Source organism: Dyadobacter sp. CY323 (genome assembly GCF_021390245.1).
Classification (GTDB): Bacteria; Bacteroidota; Bacteroidia; order Cytophagales; family Spirosomataceae; genus Dyadobacter.
Map to the genome: position 1 here is coordinate 244,077 of NZ_JAJUXH010000011.1, position 21,074 is coordinate 265,150.

Genomic DNA, 21,074 nt, shown 5'->3' on the forward strand with positions numbered 1-21,074 from the left:
AATGAAGAAAATTTTAAAAAGGTCTATCAAATTTATTTACACCTCCACATTATTTGATTTATTACTAATACCCTTCATTATACCTTCCGCCCTCCTTTTCCTCTTGGTAAGGCGAATTGGTTTCAAGTATCTGATCTTCACCAAGCAAATACTGTTGAGAATTGGTGTAATTCCGATCAGAGATCATTATTATGAGCCGCTCTTCAACCAAAAACATCTCAAACGGCCTTTATCGAACGACCGCGATATCCGTGGTATTGATTGGAATGTCCCTGAGCAGCTTTCCACGTTGAGGTCATTTAACTACTCACAGGAATTCAGCGCAATTCCAAATGAATACCAGGACGATCTGACTTTTCATTTTGACAACAAATCCTTCCTTTCCGGTGACGCGGAATATTTATACAATATCATCAGACTAAAAAAGCCTGGGATCATTATCGAAATTGGCAGCGGAAATTCTACCAAAATCGCAAGGTTGGCAATTGCGCAGAATCAAAAAGAACTTCCGTCCTACCAGTGTGAGCACATTTGTATAGAACCATACGAAATGCCCTGGTTAGAAAAGTTAGGGATCGAAATTATAAGGAAACGGGTGGAAGATGTCAGTCCCGATATTTTTGACAAGCTTGGTGAAAATGACCTTCTGTTTATTGATTCTAGTCATATGATCAGACCGCAGGGCGATGTTCTTTATGAATTTCTAGAATTGCTGCCAAGTCTAAAAAAGGGAGTGATCGTTCACATTCATGATATTTTCAGCCCAAAAGATTATCTCAAGGAATGGGTTATTGATGAAGTCAGGCTGTGGAATGAGCAATATCTCCTTGAAGCTTTTCTTATTTCGAACAAGGATTGGAAAATCGTTGCAGCGCTCAACTATCTTCATCATAACCACTACGATGCGCTTCTCGCGAAGTGCCCACGACTTACAAAAGACAGAGAACCGGGATCGTTTTATATAGAAAAAATAAACTAACCGTTTTCATTTCTAACCATGCTTCCCTAAATTGGCATTCGAAGACTTTTGATCTAAGCACTTTTCAATGCCTAAAATTCACGTTGGATAAGTATAGTCAAACCTCTTTTCAAACAAATAAAGCTACCCGGGTAATCTTCAAAATTGCTCGAATTTGCTCCAATCCTCTTTCAGACATCCGGTATTTACATTAACAGCAATCCAGCAAATTGCTTTACATAATGATATGATGGTGAGGATAGTTGCATCCGTTTTAGTACTCTTTATAGTTGGTCTTTCCCACGCAAAGGCAATCGACAGAGAAAAGATGTTAAGAGACAGCGTAGTCAGATACGGTGTGGAGATTGAGCCTTATCTGAAAAGTCTTAACAACCAAAAGATTGTCGAGGACTTCAATTATTCCCCTTACATCAATAAATTTTTAAAGGAACACAAGTACGTTAAGTTCCCTCCCTACAAACTTACAATTGGGTATGACGAGTCATTTCCAAGCTACAAAAGCCACCTGGTAGTAAGTTCCGGCAACAGGCTCTATTTCCCGAAAGGAAGTTCCCTGGAATGCCCCAAGGACATGAAAACCAATGGTTACATGGTATTTATTTCCTGGGATGTCAAGGATGTGTTTATTGATGGGATCCAACTGACTGGAAGTAAAGCGAACCCGAATTATATCACTTCTCCCTACGGCGCTGGAATTGCCATGTACGCGCCGACAAAAGTGCTGATATCCAATGCCAAAATTTCGCAAAATTCAGGAGATGGAATAACCGTTCGTGTGCAGTGGAAAAAGCAAAGCGAGGATATTACCATTAATAACGCCAGGATCACAAACGCAACAAGAGTCGGGATGCTGGTCAATGGCATTGTTAATGGAGATTTCAGAAACATCTACATATCAGGTACCGGCGAAAAAACCAAGGAAAAAGTCCAAAAACCTCAGACTGCGCTTTCCTTCGAACCGAACGATTGTACTAGCAAATACATTAACTGCCGATTTTATAATCTTGAGACAAGAAATAATCTGGGTCCCGTTCTAGCTACTACAAATTTCTACGCCATCTATTTCAAAAATACGTGCGGTCCGAACAAGGTGGATGTGGTAATCAATAAATGGAAAGATTATAACGATGACCCTGCCTGCTATGGCGCCTCATTCGATGTAGCAAGCGGAAGCATGGAGGGGTTTGACACCAAGGATCTGACCGGAACATTTAAAATCATTAATCCTACAATTATCCGTAACACCAAGAAGGATCTATACGACTATTACTTTTTTCATGGCCACAACGAAAAGAGCAAAGGCGGCGTAACCTATACGCTGAGCAACCTGAAGCTTGTCCATCGGGGAGCGACCTATAACGTGAGAAATAAACAGCAAAACAAAGAAATCAACTCGCTCATCAGCAGTGGTAATTTGAGCAATAAGGTTAAAATCAATTAACTGAATATACATTTCTTATGGGATGAACAATGATCAGCCAATCCCCTGTCTTGTCTCCTTAAAATTTTCCTGTTGAATTCAAAAATGTGCTTCAATCAGCACAAAGCTGCACCTACACAATGTTGAAAGAATTTCACATGTCTCATAGAATAAATAACTACATTTCGTAATACTTATTTGTAGAAATTATTTAATTTTACCTCTATGTAATTAAATTTCTACAGAAAAACGTGAAGACAACATTATCACACCTTTATATACTCCTGGTCATTCTTATCAATATGCCGCTTCTCGCAGCTAAAATTGATCCAAAAATCGACCCTATCAAGTTCTCAATGACAACAACTGCGACTCAGATCGGGTTGAACGAGGAGTTTCAGATCGAAATTAAGGCTGCTTATATGAACATTCCAGCCAACACCGCATTTATTTTCGAGGGGTCTAATTCTTTTCGGTTAAAGCTTATCCTGCCTGATGGTTTTGAGCAAACTGGTGGAAACTTCACGGATTTCTCAGGTGGAGAATTATCATCAACCAAGCCATTTATCACATATAACGTTAAGGGTAAGTTCTCTCGAAATTCGGGAAACGGTTTCTTTCAACTATTAAGAAGTCACAAGAAAGCTGACGTTCAAAGTACATTTATCGAAGTCGCCCGCTTGAACTTCAATACCAACGATCAGGAAGTAAACTCTTCGGAGGAAGGGGCGCGAATTGCTTTGATACAGGCTTTGGGAACGGTCCCATATTTGACAATGGCCCAGCTAAGGTCTGGTGTTGCTGATGCCAATGAAGCGGTTTTTATTACTGACAATGGACGGCACGGGCTATTCAGATATAATTCGGCTTCAACAATGGCTGACGATGGTGCAATGACAATCGTTTCTTCCGGGCGCAGGTATGAAAGAGTATACGACGGCGCAGTAAATGTAAGGTGGTTTGGCATTGTTGGTGACGGGGTCAACGACCAGTCTGCCGCCATCCAGGCGATGCTGAACAACGCAAAATACAGAAACGTTTTTTTTCCAAAGGCAACGGCATCTTACCGGGTAAGATCGATACGGATTCCAAGCAACAGCACATTGACTTTTGAAGAAGGCACTGTAGTAGAGGGAATGGGGAACTTGGGAACAAGTGAGAAGATGATGTACATGTACGATGTCGAAAACATCATCATCCGGGGATATGGTGTGACATTTAGGGACCGTAGGGAAAATTACCCATCAGGGCAATGGAGGCATATTTTCTCTCTTGAAGGTGTTTTGAATGCCGTTATTGAGGGAATGGCTGCCAACGATAGTGGTGGCGACGGATTTTATATCGGTGCAGGCAGTGTAAGAAAAGTCTCTGAAAATATCAAATTTATAAATGTAAGTGCCGACAACAACCGACGCGCCGGTATGTCACTCACTACTGGGAAAAATGTCGATGTTGTTAACGCGATTTTCACAAACACAGGTGGCGAGGGACCCCAAGGAGGGCTAAATGTGGAAGCCAATGGATTTGAGAACCGATTAGAAGGTATCCGGATCTCAAACCCCAAAACCGGTGGGAATCGTGGACCAGGTGTCATGATCGGGCCTGGCGCGCTCGTTGGTTCGGATCGCATTATTGATATTGTGGTTTCCAATCACGTTGATGACGGAAGTATGTATGGCTGCCTTGTCACATGGGCACCAGGGCCGTTACCTGGATCGATCATGATTGAAAATGCAACTTGGAAAAATTCGAAGCTTTGTGGTTTCGTTTCAAGAAACTGGAGTTATCAGGCGTGCGCAGTTATGCTCATTAACCCTACTGTCATTAATTGCAATACCAATGCTAGCACATCCCCAACAGCCGGAGCAGCATTCTATATCCATAGAGAGGCAACTGACGGTGGCGACAGCTACATCGGAAATGTGCACATTTTGAACCCTAAGATTATGGATACCAGGCCAACCAAGTTGATACGAAGTGGCTACAGCTTCAGGGACTGGGCTACTACGAATAAAGTCACAAACTGCAGTATCATAGATCCTATCAAAGTGGGGGCGACTTATGATAACAATACATTTTATCCGACAAATAACATGATTGCGAATGTTGAGCTTGAACTCGCCGATCGCCATAAAACCTTGACTCATGAATTAGGGAATGGTAATAGTATTGCGGATTACACTTATTTCAAGACATTCTATACCAATCAATTATCTACCGCAACTCGGAACTTGACATTGGGTAAAGTGAATGCTGGCTTTCCTGAACTGATCGTGGAGGTGCGGTCACCCTATACCATCAATATAATCCCAAATGCAACAGATAACATTGTCCCGCTATCACCAGTCAATGGTAAATATATATCCAGCAAAGTGGTAGGGAGTCGATTACGGCTCCGCAAGCAACTGGACAACTCCTGGTTTATCGCGGAGATGTCTGGCACATGGACAGTTCAACCCTAATTTAAGCCTGTTATCCTAAAATAAGAGATCCGTGGGCAGTTCACGGATCTCTTATTTTTAAGGATGATGTGTCATCTATCCGGTAATTTTTACAGCTCCCTACACCAAAATTGCTAACTTTACGATTCAAGCACACTTAACATACCTGATGGATAAACCAGAACTCATAACCGCAACTCCTGTATCCGGCAAAAAAAGTACTTCTAGTTTTTCTAATCCCGCTGATATTCTGAACCACGGCAATTCAAAACTCGGTTATAAAAGAGTACTTCTCCTCGCCCATGATGGAGAAGATTTCTACAAGGCACGCATTCCATTTGCCCGTTATTTACAAAAAGAGGGTTGCACCGTCTCAGTGCTTTTACCAGCTGATAAATACACTGAATTAATTCAAGAGGAAGGATTTGAGGTTCAGCATTCCAATCTTGAGAGAGACAACACCAATCTGGTTAACTTAATATCAACAATTCTGTTTGTCCAGAGCTACACTAAGAAAAATAACATTGATCTGATCCATTCCTTCAAGTTCATTCCCAACCTGATCAATGTTTTATCCAACATCTTCACTAAGAAAAAAGTAGTACTTCATATTGCCGGCCTCGGTATCGCATTCGCCAATAAATCATTCAGATACAGGCTTATAAAAATTGCATTCAGGGTTTTGTTCTTTTTTCAGTTTCTTAGAGCAGATCTCATCATCATTCAAAACCCTGACGACTTCGACGACTTTCTCTTCAAGGAGCATTTCCGGCATAAAATCAAAGTGGTAAAGGGAAGTGGTGTAAACATTGAAACATTTCATCCAAGGAATAAAGTCGGATCAGAGAATGACAAAAGCGTTTTTCTTTGTACAACCCGTCTGATCTGGGAAAAAGGAATTGCGGAAATGGCCCAGGCTTTCGACTCGCTGCCGGAAACGATCAAATCCAATATTGAATTACTTATTATTGGTGATCCGGACATAAAAAACCCCCGGGCAGTTTCGGAAGAGTTTATAGATCGCTATAAAAACAGCAAGGTTATCCGCTTTTTGGGACGGAAATCAGACGTGGAAAAATACCTTGATTCTTCAGATGTCTTCATTCTGCCCAGTTATTATCGGGAGGGAATTCCCAGGAGCATTCTGGAGGCTTTGGCTTGCGGACTGCCCATTATAACAACGACAGTCCCTGGTTGCAACCTTACAGTGAAGTCTGGAGAGAATGGGTTTCTCATTGAACCAAGGTCCATCGACGCAATCAGGCAAAGTGTTGAGGAAATCGTATCACAAAAAGCAAACTGGAAGGCAATGGGAGAATCAAGCCGACAACTGGCGGTCGATGAATTCTCGGAAGAAGTTGTTTTCAGTCAAATTGTCAAATTGTATAGCGAATGAGAGTTTTAGTAACCGGAGCAGCGGGATTTATAGGTTATCACCTGGTAAAAAAATTAATAGCCGCTAAGGTTGAAGTAGTTGGACTGGACAATATCAATGATTATTATTCAATTGAGCTCAAACATAACCGTTTACGAGATTGCGGCATCGTTATCAATGAAGAACAAATCGATTACACAAACGCGGAGAAAACCTACCGGTTCCTCAAAATAGACCTGCTTGATTTCGATCGGCTGTTGGAATTGTTTGAGGAAAATGCCTTTGATTATGTTGTAAATCTGGCAGCTCAGGCTGGAATCCGGTACAGCATGGAAAACCCAAGAAGCTATCTGCAGTCCAATATTGAAGGTTTTTTCAATGTGCTTGAATGTTGCCGGCTACACAAGCCCAAAAAGTTGATCTATGCCAGTAGTTCAAGCGTATACGGACTAAATTCGGAACAGCCGTTTTCCACCAGGCAAAAGACGGAGACACCCATTAACATCTACGCTGCATCAAAGAAAAGTAATGAGCTGATGGCGCATGCATACAGTCACTTGTATGACATTACAACCGTCGGACTGCGCTTTTTTACGGTTTATGGACCGTGGGGGCGTCCGGATATGGCACCATTTCTTTTTGCCGATGCAATTCAGAATGGGAAACCGATTAATGTCTATAATCACGGCAATATGAAAAGGGATTTCACGTACATACTTGACATTGTTGATGGTATCTACGCGGTTATTAATACAGGTTTGACCGAAAACTATCAAATTTTCAACATTGGGAATGGACAGCCTGTTGACCTGTTACATTTTATAAAATGCCTGGAAAATTCCTTTGACAAAAAAGCCGAACTGAATTTCAAAGACATTGTTCCCGGCGATATTGTTTCGACGTGGGCAGACACAGAAGCCCTTGAAATAACTACCGGCTACCGATCGCAAACCAAAATCGAAAACGGAGTTACGCTTTTTGTAGATTGGTACAGGAATTATTATCAATGTTAACATCGAGTTGCCGATTCCTATCTTATCAAATAAATCTGAGTTGATCAGTGAACAGATCCAGCATAAGCCGTAAAAAAGTATTGTATATCCTCCATGGTATACAAATTGGCGGTGTTGAAGTTGCGCTGGTGTCCGCTATTCCCAGGTTAAATAGAGAGTTTGACTTGCAGGTGATCGCCCTCGGGAAAATTAACGATCGGATTACAGCATCGTTGACCCCGGATGAGAAAAGTCGGTTACATGCATTTGATTACCCGTTGTATCAGTACCCGTTTGCAGTTTTCGGGATCATTTCTTTTGTTTTCAAATTTAATCCCGACATCATGATTTGCTCGCTTTGGAGAGCCTCCATGATCGGTATTATCGTAAAATCATTTCAGAGGAAAATACAATTCTTCTCATTTATCCATAGCGCGGGTTTTACACATATTTTGAATCGGGTGTTTTCTTCCATGGCCGTAAAAATCGCTGACCATGTCCTCGTCGATTCAAAAGCTACCGCTGATTTTGTAAAATCAAAAATCCGGCCACGTGCCCCTATTCAAATTGTCTCATTCTGCCTGGAAGCACAGAACATAAATCAGGAGTTGCGTGAGCTTGATCCTAAGGAAATAAGAATCATGTTTTTGGGCAGGATCAATCCAGTCAAAAATCTGCCAAAAACAATTGATGCCATCCATTACCTGCGTTCCAAAGGTCACAATGTAAGCCTTGACATTTACGGAAAACCGGAAGGTACGGAACAAGGCCTTGTGGAGTATATCTATCAAAAAGGCCTCGTTGATCAGGTTCACTTCAAAGGAGAGTTGTATCACTCCCAGTCAAAAGTGATGAACGACTACCATTTTCTGATTCAGCTTAGTTCCAGGGAAGGAATGGCAATGAGCGTTGCAGAGGCAATGCAAAATGGGCTCGTTTGTATTGTAACACCCGTAGGAGAAATTCCGAATTACTCCCAGGATATGCAAAATGCCATTTTTATTGATATTCAAAACCAGGAGAACTGGATACCGTCTCTGACAAAAGTGGAGCAGGTAATAAGAGATCCAATCTTGTATTCATCTTTGTCAAAGGCTAGCCGAAAACAATTTGAAAACGTAAAAATTTATTCAGAATCATTAATTGAACAACTGAATGCGATTTGAGGATTTGCGGTGTAAAAGTTTGGTTTTTGTTATATATAACTAACTAAAAGGTGCTTTTTTCGCTAATAGCCAAATACGAAATAAGTAGGCATTTACCCATCAATCTCGAAAAACTTATATATTTTAATGAAGGTGTAGTTTCATTTTCTAAAAGTTTATACCTAAACTTGTGTGTTAAACACACTTGTGCACATTCTTAATTATTCTTTTTATCAAAATACACACATATGAACAACACTTACGTATCAGAGCGGAGGTATGTACATCGGTTATTAAGTAAAACTGCGGTATCAGAAGAAGTATTGATTGTAACAAGTTATGATTATTTCCTTCAAAAATATGATCTTGCTTTGTTGCTAAAAAAGTACAAAGAGGTCATACTTATCCCCCACAGCTCTGACGATGATTATTTGCTAAACCACACTGTAAGGCCATTACTGGATAAATTTGAAAAGATCCATTTGGTTACCAATCCCCAGTACGATAAGAGAAACAGGGTTATATATGAACTTGTTGTCAGAAAAAACAAGTCCATCCGCATTAATACGGTTTATGATTTTTGTGAAAAGATCCTGAAAAAGGTCTACATCCCGGACGACGTTTCAGAAATCAATCCTAACCTTCTTTCCCTACCTACTTTTGGTAGACGGGTGCGTTATCCTAAGAAGATTATCGACGTCACCATCAGCATTATCCTATTCCTTTTCACATTCCCCCTCTGGATACTGAGTTATTTCAGAATCAAAATGGAGTCCCCAGGGCCGGTTTTCTTCTATCAGGAACGGGTGGGGATGAATAATGTTCCTTTCAAATGTATCAAATTCCGGTCTATGGGACTGGATGCTGAACAGAACGGTGCGTCATTCTCGAAGAAAAATGATACCCGCACTTTCTCTTATGGCTCATTCATGCGGATTAGCCGTATCGACGAGCTGCCCCAGCTCATTAATATTTTCAGAAGAGACCTTTCCTTGATTGGTCCGAGGCCCGAGAGGCAAGTGTTTACTGAGACGTTTGATGAAACAATCCCTTATTATAACATGAGGCACAACATCAAACCGGGAATTACCGGGTATGCCCAGGTCATGTATTCATACGGAGCCGGCGTATATGATGCACGTCACAAGCTTATGTATGACTTGTATTACATCAAAAACTGGAATTTCTTCCTTGAATTGAAGATTATTCTCTTAACCGCCGTAGTTATCCTTAAGAAAAGCGGTAGGTAATTCCATTATTTTAAGAGGTATCTTATCAAATCCTGGATGAGGGAATCTATCTTCTTGTTACTCGCGTGGGTGACTCTCTCATTTCAATTAAGCGCCCAGGATTCTACCTACTTTTATTCCGCAGGGCTGTCAGGTGCGATTTCATCAACGGACAGCCCTTTTTGGTTACAGAGTAATCAGTTTGGTAGTGTTCCAAACCATGGGTCCTATCTATCCGGAAGAGCCGGTTTCTACAGAAAATACAACGTTAACAATCCGCGATTTCTACAATGTTCAGCTGGAATCGAGGGCATTGCTAATCTTAATGTCAGATCAACCGCTTTCTTAACCGATCTTTACCTTGCAGGAAAAGCCGGCCCGATCGAAATAAGCATCGGCCAAAGGAGAGAATATATGGGTTTGGCGGACAGCCTATTGACAACCGGTTCGCTGGCAATGTCGTCCAACTTCAGACCCTATCCGAAATATCAGATATCCACTTCTAACTATACCAATGTCTTCCCGTATCATGATATACTTTCCTTTAAATTTTCGTACTCGGACGGTTTGTTGGATCCGGCAGATGTCCATTTTGGAAACGTTCCGAGGGTACCCCAGGTTTTTTTACATCAAAAATCCTTCTACATCAAATTGGGGGGGCGGCATCAAAAACTAAATCTCTTTGCAGGATTCAATCACCAGGCAATTTGGGGAGGAGAAGATCGGATCTTTTCAGGTGGCTTAAAACGCTCCTCAGCATATGAATACGTGATACTCGGTAAGCCATGGGGAGGGAGCCGGGTCGGAAATCATTTTGGCACAATAGACCTTGCAGCAGAATGGAAGGGTAAATACTGGGAGGTATTTTTGTATCGACAAAGCATTTACGAAGACGGCTCCCTGGTAAATTTGTCCAATGTCGCAGACGGACTTAATGGTCTCCGGTTCAGGAAACGAACCCAGAATCGGTTTGGTTTCGACTTAAAAACCCTGCTTTTTGAACTGGTATACACAAAAAATCAGGGTGGTGCTGTATTTGACATGGTAACAGGCACTTTCGGGCGGGACAATTATTTTAACCATTATGTCTATGTTCAGGGTTGGTCCTATAAAGGCAGGGCATTGGGAACACCGTTGGTTGCCCCGCAAAGTCAGATCAGAGACAATCTCGCCACATCAGAAAGTGCATTTACATCTAATAATCGGTTGGTAGCATTTCATTTGGGAGCAAACGCTACATTCAGAGAGACCACATTGCTTTTCAAAGGGACGCATTCTGTGAATTCAGGAACTTATATCTCGGAATATAACCCACCTCTCTATCAAACCTCTCTATACATTCAAGTGGAAAGTCCGTTGAAGGTTAGAAACAATACTCATTTAACTTTAAGTTTAGCAGCTGATTTTGGACAATTATATCCTAAAAACACTGCATTGATGCTTGGATGGAGGAAATCCGGTTTTAAAAGATAACTTTGGTAAAATAAGTACTCATCAACGTCACCGATTTCTATTACCTAAAATGCCGGCCCCAATCTTTCGGATGCGAGTCTGTTTATTGTGTTTCTCCCTTTGTCTCGCGTTCTCAAGTTACGCCCAGGACTCAACAGTTTATTACAACGCTTCAATTCTGGTTGCCGGCGCAACGGATCAAACCCCATTTTGGGCGCGCGCCAATCAAAACGGCAGCGTCCCGTTGAACGGAAATTACGGATTGGCTGATATAGGGTTGTACAAAGTTTACAATCCGCACAATCCGCGCATATTTCAATGGAGCGGTGGTTTACAGGGTATTGGAAGTTATGGCAAAACAGGCAATCTCTTTTTGTCAGATGCATTCGCAGCAGCGAAAATAGGCGTAGTGGAAATTCTGGCTGGTCAAAAAAGGATGGTGACGGGTTTGATGGATACAACACTCACCTCCGGATCGATGTCTGTCTCGGGAAATGCAAGGCCATTTCCGCGTCTTCAAATATCAATTCCGAATTATGTTCCTCTTTACATTACGAATGAGCTTGTTTCCATTAAGTTCTCTTATTCCGATGGCTACTTGGGTGCGAGTGATGTAAATTACGGAAGTACTCCCCGGATCCCGAAGACATATTTTCATCAAAAACAGCTCTATTTAAACTTTGGAAATAAGTCCCAAAGACTAAATGTGTATGCCGGCATAAACCATCAGGCAATGTGGGGTGGCGAATTGAGCACTTTTCAATTATATAAGTTGAAGCCGACAAAAGCATATTGGTATACGATTATTGGCAAAACCGTTGATCACAGAAAGATCGGGAACCATTTTGGTACCATAGACGTGGCTGGCGAATGGAAAGGTAAGAACTGGACCTGGTTCTTGTATCGTCAAAACATCTATGAAACCGGGTCTCTCTTTAAAGTGATTAATTTCTCCGACGGTCTAAATGGATTCAGTATCAAACGAAACAGACCGACACCGAAAGGTTCATCCTATCTCGCATTTCACTCGTTCCTATTGGAAGTGTTAGGAACTCAGAACCAGATCAATAATTCACCGCTATCGGGACTTATTTTATTCGAAAAAGGAAACTATTACAATAGCTACATATATCGCCGTGGATGGTCTTACTTTGGGACCGGCATTGGCACTCCATTATTACCAGCTTCCGGGTCGACAAAGAGTGATTTACCGAGAAGTAATGCCGAGTTTTCCAATAATAACCGGCTCTGGGCGTTCCACACTGGGATAACTGCAAGTTGGCTTAATCTAAAATTCGCTTTCAGAGGTACGTACTCGCGAAATTCGGGAACATTCGTCAGTGCCTATGAAAGTGTCAAACAACAAGGTTCAGCTTTACTCACCGCTGAAAAAAATTTGAAAATTTTGAAAGGATGCAGTGTTTTTTCTGGTTTGTCAGCCGATATTGGCGAGCTATACCCGAATTCTTACGGCCTCCAGGTCGGGTTTCGCAAAAATGGATTTCTCGACTAGTTACAATCACACTCCATTGAAGCACAATATGAATAGAGAAAAGTTATACTTAATTTTGTTCGATACAACACCATTATACACATCACGAAAAAGCTAGTGGGCGCGCCTATGAAATTTTTAACCCTCCTATTTTCTTTACTGTTAATCTCCGCACCAGGCGTTTCACAATTCGAGGCTGACCAGCCCGAAGTCTACACGGACTCCACGCAAAACTTTATAGAACTTTCCGGAATGGGAAGTACCAACGGCCACACACCTTTCTGGATACAGGCAAATCAGTTTGGGACCGTACCACTTACGGTACCAGCCGGGGCAGCGCGTGCAGGAATTGAACATTACTGGCCTATATCGGCCAATACCAGCAGAAATGCACTCCGTGTCGGTTTTGGTGTTGAAGCCGTGGCAAATGTTAACAATAAAACAAAAATCCTGCTGCCTCAGGCGCACGCGACATTGCGTTTCAAAAACTGGGAGCTATATGTCGGTCGAAAAAAACAGTGGGTGGGTCTGGCTGATTCCACGATTGGATCGGGTTCGTACGCATGGTCGGGAAATGCATTACCAATTCCAAAGATTCATTTAGGCACTACCCGCTTTGTTCCGGTCCCCTTTACAAGGAAATGGGTCTCCTTCCAGGCATTTTATTCTGATGGTATGTTCGAAGGTAACAGACCGATTACCAGCGGCTTGAAGTTTCATGAAAAATCGTTTTACCTGCGCATCGGGAAAGCCAATTCGAAAGTAAAATTATATGGGGGATTCAATCACCAGGTTCAGTGGGGAGGTAAATCACCTTATCTGACAGCCGAAAACGGCAAATTGCCCGATGGGTTTTCAAATTACATTCACGCGGTGCTTGGGACTGTGGGAGGCACGGGCGACGAAATTACCCATTTTGATAGTACAAGCCGGATAGGAAACCACCTTGGTTCCATTGATATCGCACTGGAAGTCGAGACCTACGGCTCGAGTATTTTCTTGTACCGGCAGTTTGTATATGAAGATGGCTCACTTTTCTATCTGACTACCCTTGCGGACGGATTGTATGGTGCGCGAATCAAGAAAAAGAATTCTTACGGTGCGGGTTTTGAAATTACACAGGGTGTTTTTGAAGTGTTGTTTACCAAAGATCAGGGTGGCGATATTTTTATCATCGGTAATGGCAAATACCGCGGTCACGATAACTATTTCAACAACCAGCAGGTAAGGGATGGATGGTCCTACTTTGACCGGACGATTGGAACACCTTTTATCCCACCCTCCTCACAAACTGGCTGGAAATGGCCAAAATACGCCGACAATTTTACCAGCAACAACCGGGTTCTGGTTTATCATTTAGGATTGAAAGGCACTTTGTTAAGAAAAATTGAATGGCAGACCAAACTCTCCTACTCAAATAATTCGGGAACGTATCTGGAACGTTTTAAGGGCTCTCCAAAACAGTTTTCCGGGCTAATCGCAATGCAGACTAAGCTGAATGTTTTGGGGGGACTTACCTTGAAAGGCGCCTATGCTGCTGATATCGGAGAATTATACCGGAAGACCTACGGCTTTACTCTCGGAGTCCGGAAAGACTTTTCTTTCTACTGACCTCATTAAAAATTGCTTCGAATCTTCTCGGCTAGATTCGCCAGCTCTTCTTGCGAAATCTGAATCTTTTTACTGAAATCTGCATCTGACATACTATTCAATGGCAGTAAATGGACGTGCGCATGCGGCACTTCCAGCCCGATTACACTCACCCCAATGCGAATGCACGGAACCGTCTTTTCAAGTGCGGGAACAATGCTTTTCGCAAAAAGCATTAATCCTGAATATAGCTGATCATCAAGGTCAAAAAGGTAGTCGATCTCCTTTTTTGGAATAACGAGCGCATGTCCGTATGTGATTGGGAATGCATCGAGAAATGCCAGAAAATCGTCATTTTCGGCAATTCTATGAGAAGGGATTTCGCCTGCAACAATTTTAGAGAATATCGAAGCCATTTGATTTCAGTTATAAATAATTGAGTCTCGTAAGTCGTTGCGACAGCTGCCAACTTTAACTTAAAATAAGTAATTAGAATGCTAAAAGTACTTAATATTGTGATCCAAAACTTATAACAAACAAGACATGAATTGTACAAAATGGCATGCAATCGGCAAAGCCTTCGTGATCGCATCGTTCTCAATTGTGTTTGCGGGAAACGACGCAGAAGCTCAGAATAAAGGTAAATGGGTTAGTCTTTTTGACGGTAAAAGCTTAAATGGCTGGCACAGCTGGCAATCAGACAAAGTATTACCACAATGGAAAATCGAGGATAATGCGATTGTTCTTGCGGAAAAAGGTGGTAAAGACCTGGTAACCGACAAAGAATATGGTGATTTCGAACTGGAACTTGAATGGAAAATTTCTGAAGGAGGTAATAGCGGTATCATTTATCACGTAATCGAAGATAAAAAATATTGCTGCCCCTACTCAACCGGCCCTGAAATCCAGGTTCTAGACGATGAAAAACACCCGGATTCCAAAGCTGGAAAGAATGGAAACCACAAATCTGGTTCGTTGTATGATATGCTGCCCCCAACCGACATGGCTGCTGTGAAACCAGCCGGGCAATGGAACAAAGCAAAAATCGTCATTAAATCCGGGAAAGGGGAAAGCTGGTTGAATGGAAAAAAAGTAGTTGATTTTCCAACACAAGGCGCAGAATGGGATAAGTTGGTTGCCAACAGCAAATTCAAAACCTGGGAAGGATTTGGCGCGTCGTCAAAAGGCAAAATCGCATTGCAAGATCACGGAAATAAGGTCTCTTTCAGAAATATCCGCATTAAGGAATTATAATAGTTCGGTTGTAAGCGTACCGGACCAGTATTCGCGGCTGTAAACACGGCTAAACGGCCAGTTTTTCAGCCGCAACAGAAGGGGTAAATAAGCGTGTGGTTCTTTCGACGATTTACTATGGTGATACAAATCATCATCCGTCAGGATCAGACCTTTATATACCCCTTCTGCTTTTACCGTAAGGTCGCCAAACGGGAGCTCTTTCTCATATCCATGCTGCGAGCTCTGCAAACGATCTTTCAGTAGCCAATCAGTTCTGAACTGCTTCGTTGATATAGGCAGCGGCTGAAATTTACCTTCTGAAACTTCAAATGCATATTCCAGGTAAGCCTTTAACATTTTAGGCCCGGCATTAGCAGTTTGATCCGTTTGAAGTTGTGAAGGCCAGAGACTAGTCACAAAGTAAATGCGTTCCCTGGCCCGTGTAACCGCCACATTCAACCTGTTTTCCCCACCTTGCATATTTAGACTACCAAACTGCATCGACAGCTTTCCCTTTTCGTCAGGTGCATAACCCATCGAAAATATGATAATGTCCCGCTCGTCCCCCTGGACATTTTCTATATTCTTGACAAACAAATCTTTCGCCTCCACTCCTTCTCTTTCTAAACCGTCCTGAATGGCCTGCTGTTGATAGAAGTTGAATGTGACGACTCCCAAGCTTTTGCCCGTGTTACCCAAATCTCTAACCAGTTCAATAACCTTCTCAACTTCGATCAGGTTAATGTTATTTTTCCAGACGCCGTCGGTTTTTATATACTGGATTCCCGGCTCGCTTTCGTTGATTTTGCTAAAATCCGGCAACAGTTTCAAGGTATCCTTGTAAAAATTCCGGTTCGAAAAATCGATCAGGTCCAGTGAAAGACTGCGGTAATGTCCTGTGAGCTGATACTGATCCAATGACTGGGCCGCAAGATCCAGTAACGATTCAATTTCCAATGCTGCCGAATATTCTTCCTCCTCTCCCTTGTCCTCAAAGCGGATTTTATACAGATCACTTGGTGAAAGTTGTTTGCTATCGCCGGTTACCACCACCTGCTTCCCGCGATATGCAGCCGGCAAACCATACTCCGCGTAACATTGGGAAGCTTCATCAAAAATGACAAGATCAAAGAGGCTCTCCTGCATTGGGAAAATCGCCGATACTGCCTCGGGAGAAGCCATCCAGCAAGGAACCAGTGAAAACACTTCCTCTGTATAATTTTCCAGGAGTTTTCTGATAGGCCAGATCTTACGTTTTTTGGTGACCTGATGTCCCAATTCTCTATAAGTGACCCTGTTCCCAAGCCTGTTTTTTTCAATATCCTGATACGTAGCCTCACGCAATTTAATGCCGGTAATATCGCTGCTCAGTTTTTGTTTGATTAGTATACTTTGCTGCAATTGTTCTTCCCATTGCCTCATTTTAAGGGAAGTCACAGAGCGCAAATGAGGGTATTTTGTTTCTATATGCTCAACCCAGGCCAGTTTAATGCTGTTTTCAAATAGTCCAACAATTTCTGATGAACTGCTCAATTTAAGTTTTCGACTCTCATCTGCAATCGATTTCGTTACCGACTGTTCTGCGACAGACATTTCCTTCCACAACCGGTCCATATCCACCATTGAATCGAAATCTTTTCGCAGTGCTTGGAGTAATTTCAGGCTGTGGTGTTCCGGTTCGCTGATCAAATCTTTAATCTGCTCTGGCAATAGAAATGGTAACATCGCCTGCTCAATGCGGTTCCATGCTTCCAGCCAGTGGATCAGGTTTCCTAAAACTTGTTTAAAACCATTGAAATCCAAGTCACCGGCAATCCTTTTCAAAATGGAGAACCACGGCTCCAATGATGCACGCACTACTGCATCCGCAGCCGCCTCCACTTTTTGAAAAAATTGAATATATTTTTCTTCCTGCGTCAGAGCAAGCCCATCCAAAAATCTCGGATCGATGCTCAAACTGGCATTACCCAGCCAACTTTCCAGCTCCTTTCTGTTCCGTACTTTCAATTCAAGTTTGATCAGATCATCAAGGGTTAGCGCGAGACCATTAGCCCCAGCGACCCTTTCAATCTCCTTTTTCTCTTTACTGAACATTCCCCACCATAACCCGGACACCGCTGATTGCTTGGAGTCTATTGCATTCCGGAGCGATAACGTAAATGATGAGATTTGCCCCGGTTCCAGAGAAAACTCTATGCCATCTTCTGTCAAAAAACCTTCAAGAGCATCCGTGGTTTGCCTGATGAATGCGAGCCTTTCGTGACCATTGGAAGAAGAATGAATGTATTTTTTAAATAATGTCCAGGTAGCTTCGTCTTGGATCAGGCCGGTTATGTCGGTGAGGCGTTCCAGCGTTTCATTACGATTTTGGATAAAATCTTGTGAGAATGGTTGATAGGTAAGCTTTGCGAATTTCTCTTTTTGTTGATTAAATGCCCGCGGCCAGTCCGAAAGCATATTTTCCATGCTCCTTAATTCAGTAATACCAAAATCGGCAAAATTCCTCCGCTTAGCCCAAGCATGGTCTGGACCGAGGTGAACAGTGTATTCGCTAAATGTCTTGAAGCGTCTCCGGAAATTATCCCAGGTATCGAGCCGGAAGAACCGGTATTGTTCATTCAAATTTACCTGGGGCGCAGTTTGATCGCTTGTGAGATAAAGTTCCTTGATACTTACGCCACATTCACTTTCATCAAATAATGCTTTTCGAAATGCATCCAGATCATTGACTGTCCGATCGATCGCGCGACTTTCCTGTGTAAACTCCCTTTCCAGAAAAACCGCGTCCAAACTGTAATTCTGTTGTTTGTACGCTTCTACCTTTTCTATTTGCGAAGCCAGCTGCCGGAAAAGCCCCGTGCGGTCGTTCTTAAAATCGTGGATCAGACCCACGAAATCATTCATACCAATGGTCTGTAATCTTTGGTAAACAACGTCCAGAGCCGCTCTTTTCTGGCAGACCAGCAAAACCCGTTTTCCTCTTGCAGCAAAATCTGACATCAGATTGCAGATCAGCTGAGACTTTCCACTTCCCGGCGGGCCTTGAACGACGACTGACTTACCAGATTTCACTGCCAGAATAATTTCTTCCTGCGACTCGTCGAGCGAAAACGGTGTCAGCGTATCTTCTTCCCGGATTGGTTTTTTATTAGATAAAGCAGGCTCGAAGTGATCAGAAACAACATATTCATTTTCTTCCATCCCAATCAACGGAATGCGAAAAGAGTCTTGCTCACTGTTATGGATCAGTTGATTGTAGTCCGGAACCAAAAACGATCCTGCCTGCGGGAAGATACCGAGAACTGCCTCGGGAAATAGTTTCAATTCGCCGTTCCGCTCATTAATCGCGAGTTCAGTGGTTTTTTCAGCACTAAAACGGATTAAGGTATCTTCAAAAAGCTGTTGATTAAAATTGATTTTGAATGGGCTTGCTTTCAGCCATTCGTAAAGCTGTGTCCGGAATTCCAGGAAATCTTTCGAAAAGTCTTCAAATGACTTTTCCAGGATCTCATCCGGTATAACTGACTCATTGAAATGCGCGTAAGCGAGCGCAAAACTTTGATTAAGCACGATATCGCTTTCATTCCGCTCAAAAATGCACCATTGTTCGCGGTCCATTTTAAGCGTAACAGGAAAAAACAACAGCGGCGCATGGATTGGAGTGCCGTCTGACAACTTTCCCTTCACAAATGGATAACCTAGGTACAAATCCCTCGATCCCCGTTCCTCTTCTATAAAACGTTCTGTCCTGGCGATTTTCCGAAGCCGCTTACTGACTTCATTCACTTTCTCAAAACGCGGGTCAGCAACATCACAGACTGGAATGCGAACTTTCCCGGCAATAAGCTGTTTCACGATCTCAACTGAGGGTTTCTCCAGCAGAAAATCGGATTCATGAATGTCCAGAAACTGCTCGGCAGCCAGATTGGTGAGCAGAAGGGATTTGTTGCGAGTGCTGAGGTTGGTAAGTCGTTTTAAATAGGCTTTCAGAATCCGGTTCATAGCTACTCCAACGCTCCTGATTACCTAACTATTGGACAAAGCATCCGTCTTCTTTTCCTTTTTGACGGGGATAACTACGGATGCCAGAATGCTCACAGCGAGAATTCCTACTATGATATACAATGAATAAACCGTTTCAAAACCCATTGCTTCCAAAGGTTTGTGAGCGAGCATTTTTCCTCCGATAAACACCAGCAATACCCCGAGACCATATTTGAGGAATCGGAAAAGGCCCATTATGTTGCTCAGAAAGAAGAACATCGACCGCAATCCCATGATTGCGAAAATGTTGGAAAAGAAAACCACGTAGGGATCTTTGGTAACAGAAAAAACAGCCGGAACCGAGTCTACGGCAAAAATCAGATCAGTAAACTCGACGATGAGAACGACTACAAACAAAGGAGTTACGAGCCATTTTCCTTTTTTCAAAACAAAGAAATGCTCGCGGACATACCTCGGGAATACTGGCAGATACTTTGCCGCAAACTTGACGACCGGATGCTTTGCAGGATCAATTTTCTCTTCTTCCCCACCCTCAAAAAATATCTTACCACCCTGATAAACAAGAAGTAAACCAAAAATATAGATGATCCATTCGAAACGCTGCATTAATGCCGACCCGAGGAAAATAAAAATAAAGCGCATGATAATGGCCCCTAAAACTCCCCAGAAAAGCACCTTTTTATAATACTGGGGCCGGACACCGAATGATGAGAAAATCAGGATAATTACGAAGATATTATCAACAGAAAGCGCGTATTCCAGCAGGTAGCCGGTAATAAACTCCAGCGACATATTTCTCCGGTAAATCTCAACGCTCGCTTCAAAATCACCGGGAATAAGCTTTAAATGTGGTGCAAACTTGTTCTTAATGCCTTCCAATTGGGCATAATTGTCCATTCCGTGAACCAGATCTCCATGTGTATTGATGACAACATAGAATACCATTGCAAGCGCAATCCAGGCGACAGTCCATGCCGCAGCTTCCCCAAACTTGACTACATGGTCCTTCTTGTTAAAAACACCAAGATCCAAAAGGAGCATGATGCTAATCACCAATATAAACCCGCCGAAAAACAGCACTTCGTTGGAAAACATGAAAAAGAAATTTTGATGGAAAGTCGAACGTTCAGAAAAAGATCAAAGCTCTACAATATATCACAACTATCGATCCTTTTTCAGCTCTCAAAGTTAAATAAAATATAAAATGAAGAAATTAATTGGGACGGGCGGCGTTTGTGAAGATCGTAGGCATTGATTTACAAATTGTTAAAAAAACGTGCCTGTTTTTTTGAGAAATAATTCACATTAAAACTTGCGTCAAATGAAGCAGGTGCATACATTTGCACCACGATAACCAAATCGGTTATGCGAAAGTAGCTCAGCTGGTAGAGCGCGACCTTGCCAAGGTCGAGGTCGCGGGTTCGAACCCCGTCTTTCGCTCAGAGGACAAAGCACCGGAAACGGTGCTTTTTTTCTCTCCGAGCCAAATCCACAAATGGCTAATGCCGGGGTGGTGGAACTGGTAGACACGCAGGACTTAAAATCCTGTGAGCCGAAACGCTCGTACGGGTTCGATTCCCGTCCCCGGTACTAAACAAAAAGAGGGTGTCTCAATTAAAAACTGAGGCACCCTCTTTCATTTGGGTTTTTTATAACTTGGAATAACGGTTTAAAAACTCAGATCAATCGCTAAGACGCTTGTTTTGCGGGATTGCGTT

14 protein-coding genes and 2 tRNA genes are annotated in these 21,074 nt (G+C 42.5%); 13 read left to right on the forward strand and 3 right to left on the reverse strand.

Annotated features, from left to right (window positions below):
• The first annotated feature begins 1 nt into the window (after nucleotide 1).
• From LZG72_RS17755 to LZG72_RS17800, 10 genes are all read left to right on the forward strand, one after another.
• Nucleotides 2-979 (forward strand): class I SAM-dependent methyltransferase, encoded by a 978-nt coding sequence (locus tag LZG72_RS17755; protein WP_233875534.1) that lies wholly within the window; start codon nucleotides 2-4, stop codon nucleotides 977-979.
• Nucleotides 980-1,133: 154 nt separating this feature from the next.
• Nucleotides 1,134-2,420 carry a right-handed parallel beta-helix repeat-containing protein gene (locus LZG72_RS17760; protein ID WP_233875536.1) on the forward strand — a complete coding sequence of 429 codons (1,287 nt, stop codon included), beginning with the start codon at nucleotides 1,134-1,136 and terminating at the stop codon, nucleotides 2,418-2,420.
• Between the two features lie 230 nt (nucleotides 2,421-2,650).
• Complete coding sequence (locus LZG72_RS17765) at nucleotides 2,651-4,861, forward strand: glycosyl hydrolase family 28-related protein (protein WP_233875538.1); 2,211 nt, start codon at nucleotides 2,651-2,653, stop codon at nucleotides 4,859-4,861.
• Between the two features lie 148 nt (nucleotides 4,862-5,009).
• Nucleotides 5,010-6,236, forward strand: coding sequence for a glycosyltransferase family 4 protein (locus LZG72_RS17770; protein WP_233875540.1), 1,227 nt, complete (start codon nucleotides 5,010-5,012; stop codon nucleotides 6,234-6,236).
• Complete coding sequence (locus LZG72_RS17775) at nucleotides 6,233-7,228, forward strand: NAD-dependent epimerase/dehydratase family protein (protein ID WP_233875542.1); 996 nt, start codon at nucleotides 6,233-6,235, stop codon at nucleotides 7,226-7,228. Before LZG72_RS17770 ends, LZG72_RS17775 begins: the two co-directional genes overlap by 4 nt.
• 47 nt (nucleotides 7,229-7,275) lie before the next feature.
• Nucleotides 7,276-8,373: a glycosyltransferase family 4 protein gene (locus LZG72_RS17780; RefSeq protein WP_233875544.1), complete on the forward strand. Its 1,098-nt coding sequence runs from the start codon at nucleotides 7,276-7,278 to the stop codon at nucleotides 8,371-8,373.
• Nucleotides 8,374-8,600: 227 nt separating this feature from the next.
• A complete protein-coding gene (locus LZG72_RS17785) occupies nucleotides 8,601-9,602 on the forward strand; it encodes a sugar transferase (protein ID WP_233875546.1) in 1,002 nt (333 codons plus the stop codon).
• 36 nt (nucleotides 9,603-9,638) lie between these two features.
• A complete protein-coding gene (locus tag LZG72_RS17790) occupies nucleotides 9,639-11,054 on the forward strand; it encodes a capsule assembly Wzi family protein (RefSeq protein WP_233875548.1) in 1,416 nt (471 codons plus the stop codon).
• Nucleotides 11,055-11,124: 70 nt separating this feature from the next.
• Nucleotides 11,125-12,546: a capsule assembly Wzi family protein gene (locus LZG72_RS17795; protein ID WP_233875550.1), complete on the forward strand. Its 1,422-nt coding sequence runs from the start codon at nucleotides 11,125-11,127 to the stop codon at nucleotides 12,544-12,546.
• 108 nt (nucleotides 12,547-12,654) lie between these two features.
• Nucleotides 12,655-14,136, forward strand: coding sequence for a capsule assembly Wzi family protein (locus LZG72_RS17800; RefSeq protein ID WP_233875552.1), 1,482 nt, complete (start codon nucleotides 12,655-12,657; stop codon nucleotides 14,134-14,136).
• Between the two features lie 5 nt (nucleotides 14,137-14,141).
• Here the strand turns inward: LZG72_RS17800 and LZG72_RS17805 are convergent, their stop codons facing one another.
• Nucleotides 14,142-14,531 carry an HIT family protein gene (locus LZG72_RS17805; protein ID WP_233875554.1) on the reverse strand — a complete coding sequence of 130 codons (390 nt, stop codon included), beginning with the start codon at nucleotides 14,529-14,531 and terminating at the stop codon, nucleotides 14,142-14,144.
• 127 nt (nucleotides 14,532-14,658) lie between these two features.
• Between LZG72_RS17805 and LZG72_RS17810 the strand changes: the two genes are divergently transcribed.
• Nucleotides 14,659-15,369, forward strand: coding sequence for a DUF1080 domain-containing protein (locus LZG72_RS17810; RefSeq protein ID WP_233875557.1), 711 nt, complete (start codon nucleotides 14,659-14,661; stop codon nucleotides 15,367-15,369).
• Here the strand turns inward: LZG72_RS17810 and LZG72_RS17815 are convergent.
• Entirely contained in the window at nucleotides 15,364-19,353 is a 3,990-nt protein-coding gene (locus LZG72_RS17815; RefSeq protein ID WP_233875561.1) for an AAA domain-containing protein, read from the reverse strand. The genes LZG72_RS17810 and LZG72_RS17815 overlap by 6 nt on opposite strands.
• A gap of 24 nt (nucleotides 19,354-19,377) precedes the next feature.
• On the reverse strand, nucleotides 19,378-20,451 hold the full coding sequence (locus LZG72_RS17820; RefSeq protein WP_233875564.1) for a TerC/Alx family metal homeostasis membrane protein: 1,074 nt from the start codon (nucleotides 20,449-20,451) through the stop codon (nucleotides 19,378-19,380).
• A 272-nt stretch (nucleotides 20,452-20,723) separates the two neighbouring features.
• On the opposite strand from LZG72_RS17820, the gene LZG72_RS17825 reads away from it, so the two are divergent.
• A tRNA-Gly gene (locus LZG72_RS17825) sits at nucleotides 20,724-20,796 on the forward strand.
• A gap of 64 nt (nucleotides 20,797-20,860) precedes the next feature.
• Nucleotides 20,861-20,946, forward strand: a tRNA-Leu gene (locus LZG72_RS17830).
• Nucleotides 20,947-21,074 lie beyond the last annotated feature (128 nt).

Excerpts from the sequence above, each read along its gene's own strand:
- LZG72_RS17755 (WP_233875534.1), top strand. The coding sequence starts at position 2 with ATGAAGAAAATTTTAAAAAGGTCTATCAAATTTATTTACACCTCCACA.
- LZG72_RS17770 (WP_233875540.1), top strand. The coding sequence starts at position 5,010 with ATGGATAAACCAGAACTCATAACCGCAACTCCTGTATCCGGCAAAAAA.
- LZG72_RS17775 (WP_233875542.1), top strand. The coding sequence starts at position 6,233 with ATGAGAGTTTTAGTAACCGGAGCAGCGGGATTTATAGGTTATCACCTG.
- LZG72_RS17785 (WP_233875546.1), top strand. The coding sequence starts at position 8,601 with ATGAACAACACTTACGTATCAGAGCGGAGGTATGTACATCGGTTATTA.
- LZG72_RS17790 (WP_233875548.1), top strand. The coding sequence starts at position 9,639 with ATGAGGGAATCTATCTTCTTGTTACTCGCGTGGGTGACTCTCTCATTT.
- LZG72_RS17795 (WP_233875550.1), top strand. The coding sequence starts at position 11,125 with ATGCGAGTCTGTTTATTGTGTTTCTCCCTTTGTCTCGCGTTCTCAAGT.
- LZG72_RS17800 (WP_233875552.1), top strand. The coding sequence starts at position 12,655 with ATGAAATTTTTAACCCTCCTATTTTCTTTACTGTTAATCTCCGCACCA.
- LZG72_RS17805 (WP_233875554.1), bottom strand. The coding sequence starts at position 14,531 with ATGGCTTCGATATTCTCTAAAATTGTTGCAGGCGAAATCCCTTCTCAT.
- LZG72_RS17810 (WP_233875557.1), top strand. The coding sequence starts at position 14,659 with ATGAATTGTACAAAATGGCATGCAATCGGCAAAGCCTTCGTGATCGCA.
- LZG72_RS17815 (WP_233875561.1), bottom strand. The coding sequence starts at position 19,353 with ATGAACCGGATTCTGAAAGCCTATTTAAAACGACTTACCAACCTCAGC.
- LZG72_RS17820 (WP_233875564.1), bottom strand. The coding sequence starts at position 20,451 with ATGTTTTCCAACGAAGTGCTGTTTTTCGGCGGGTTTATATTGGTGATT.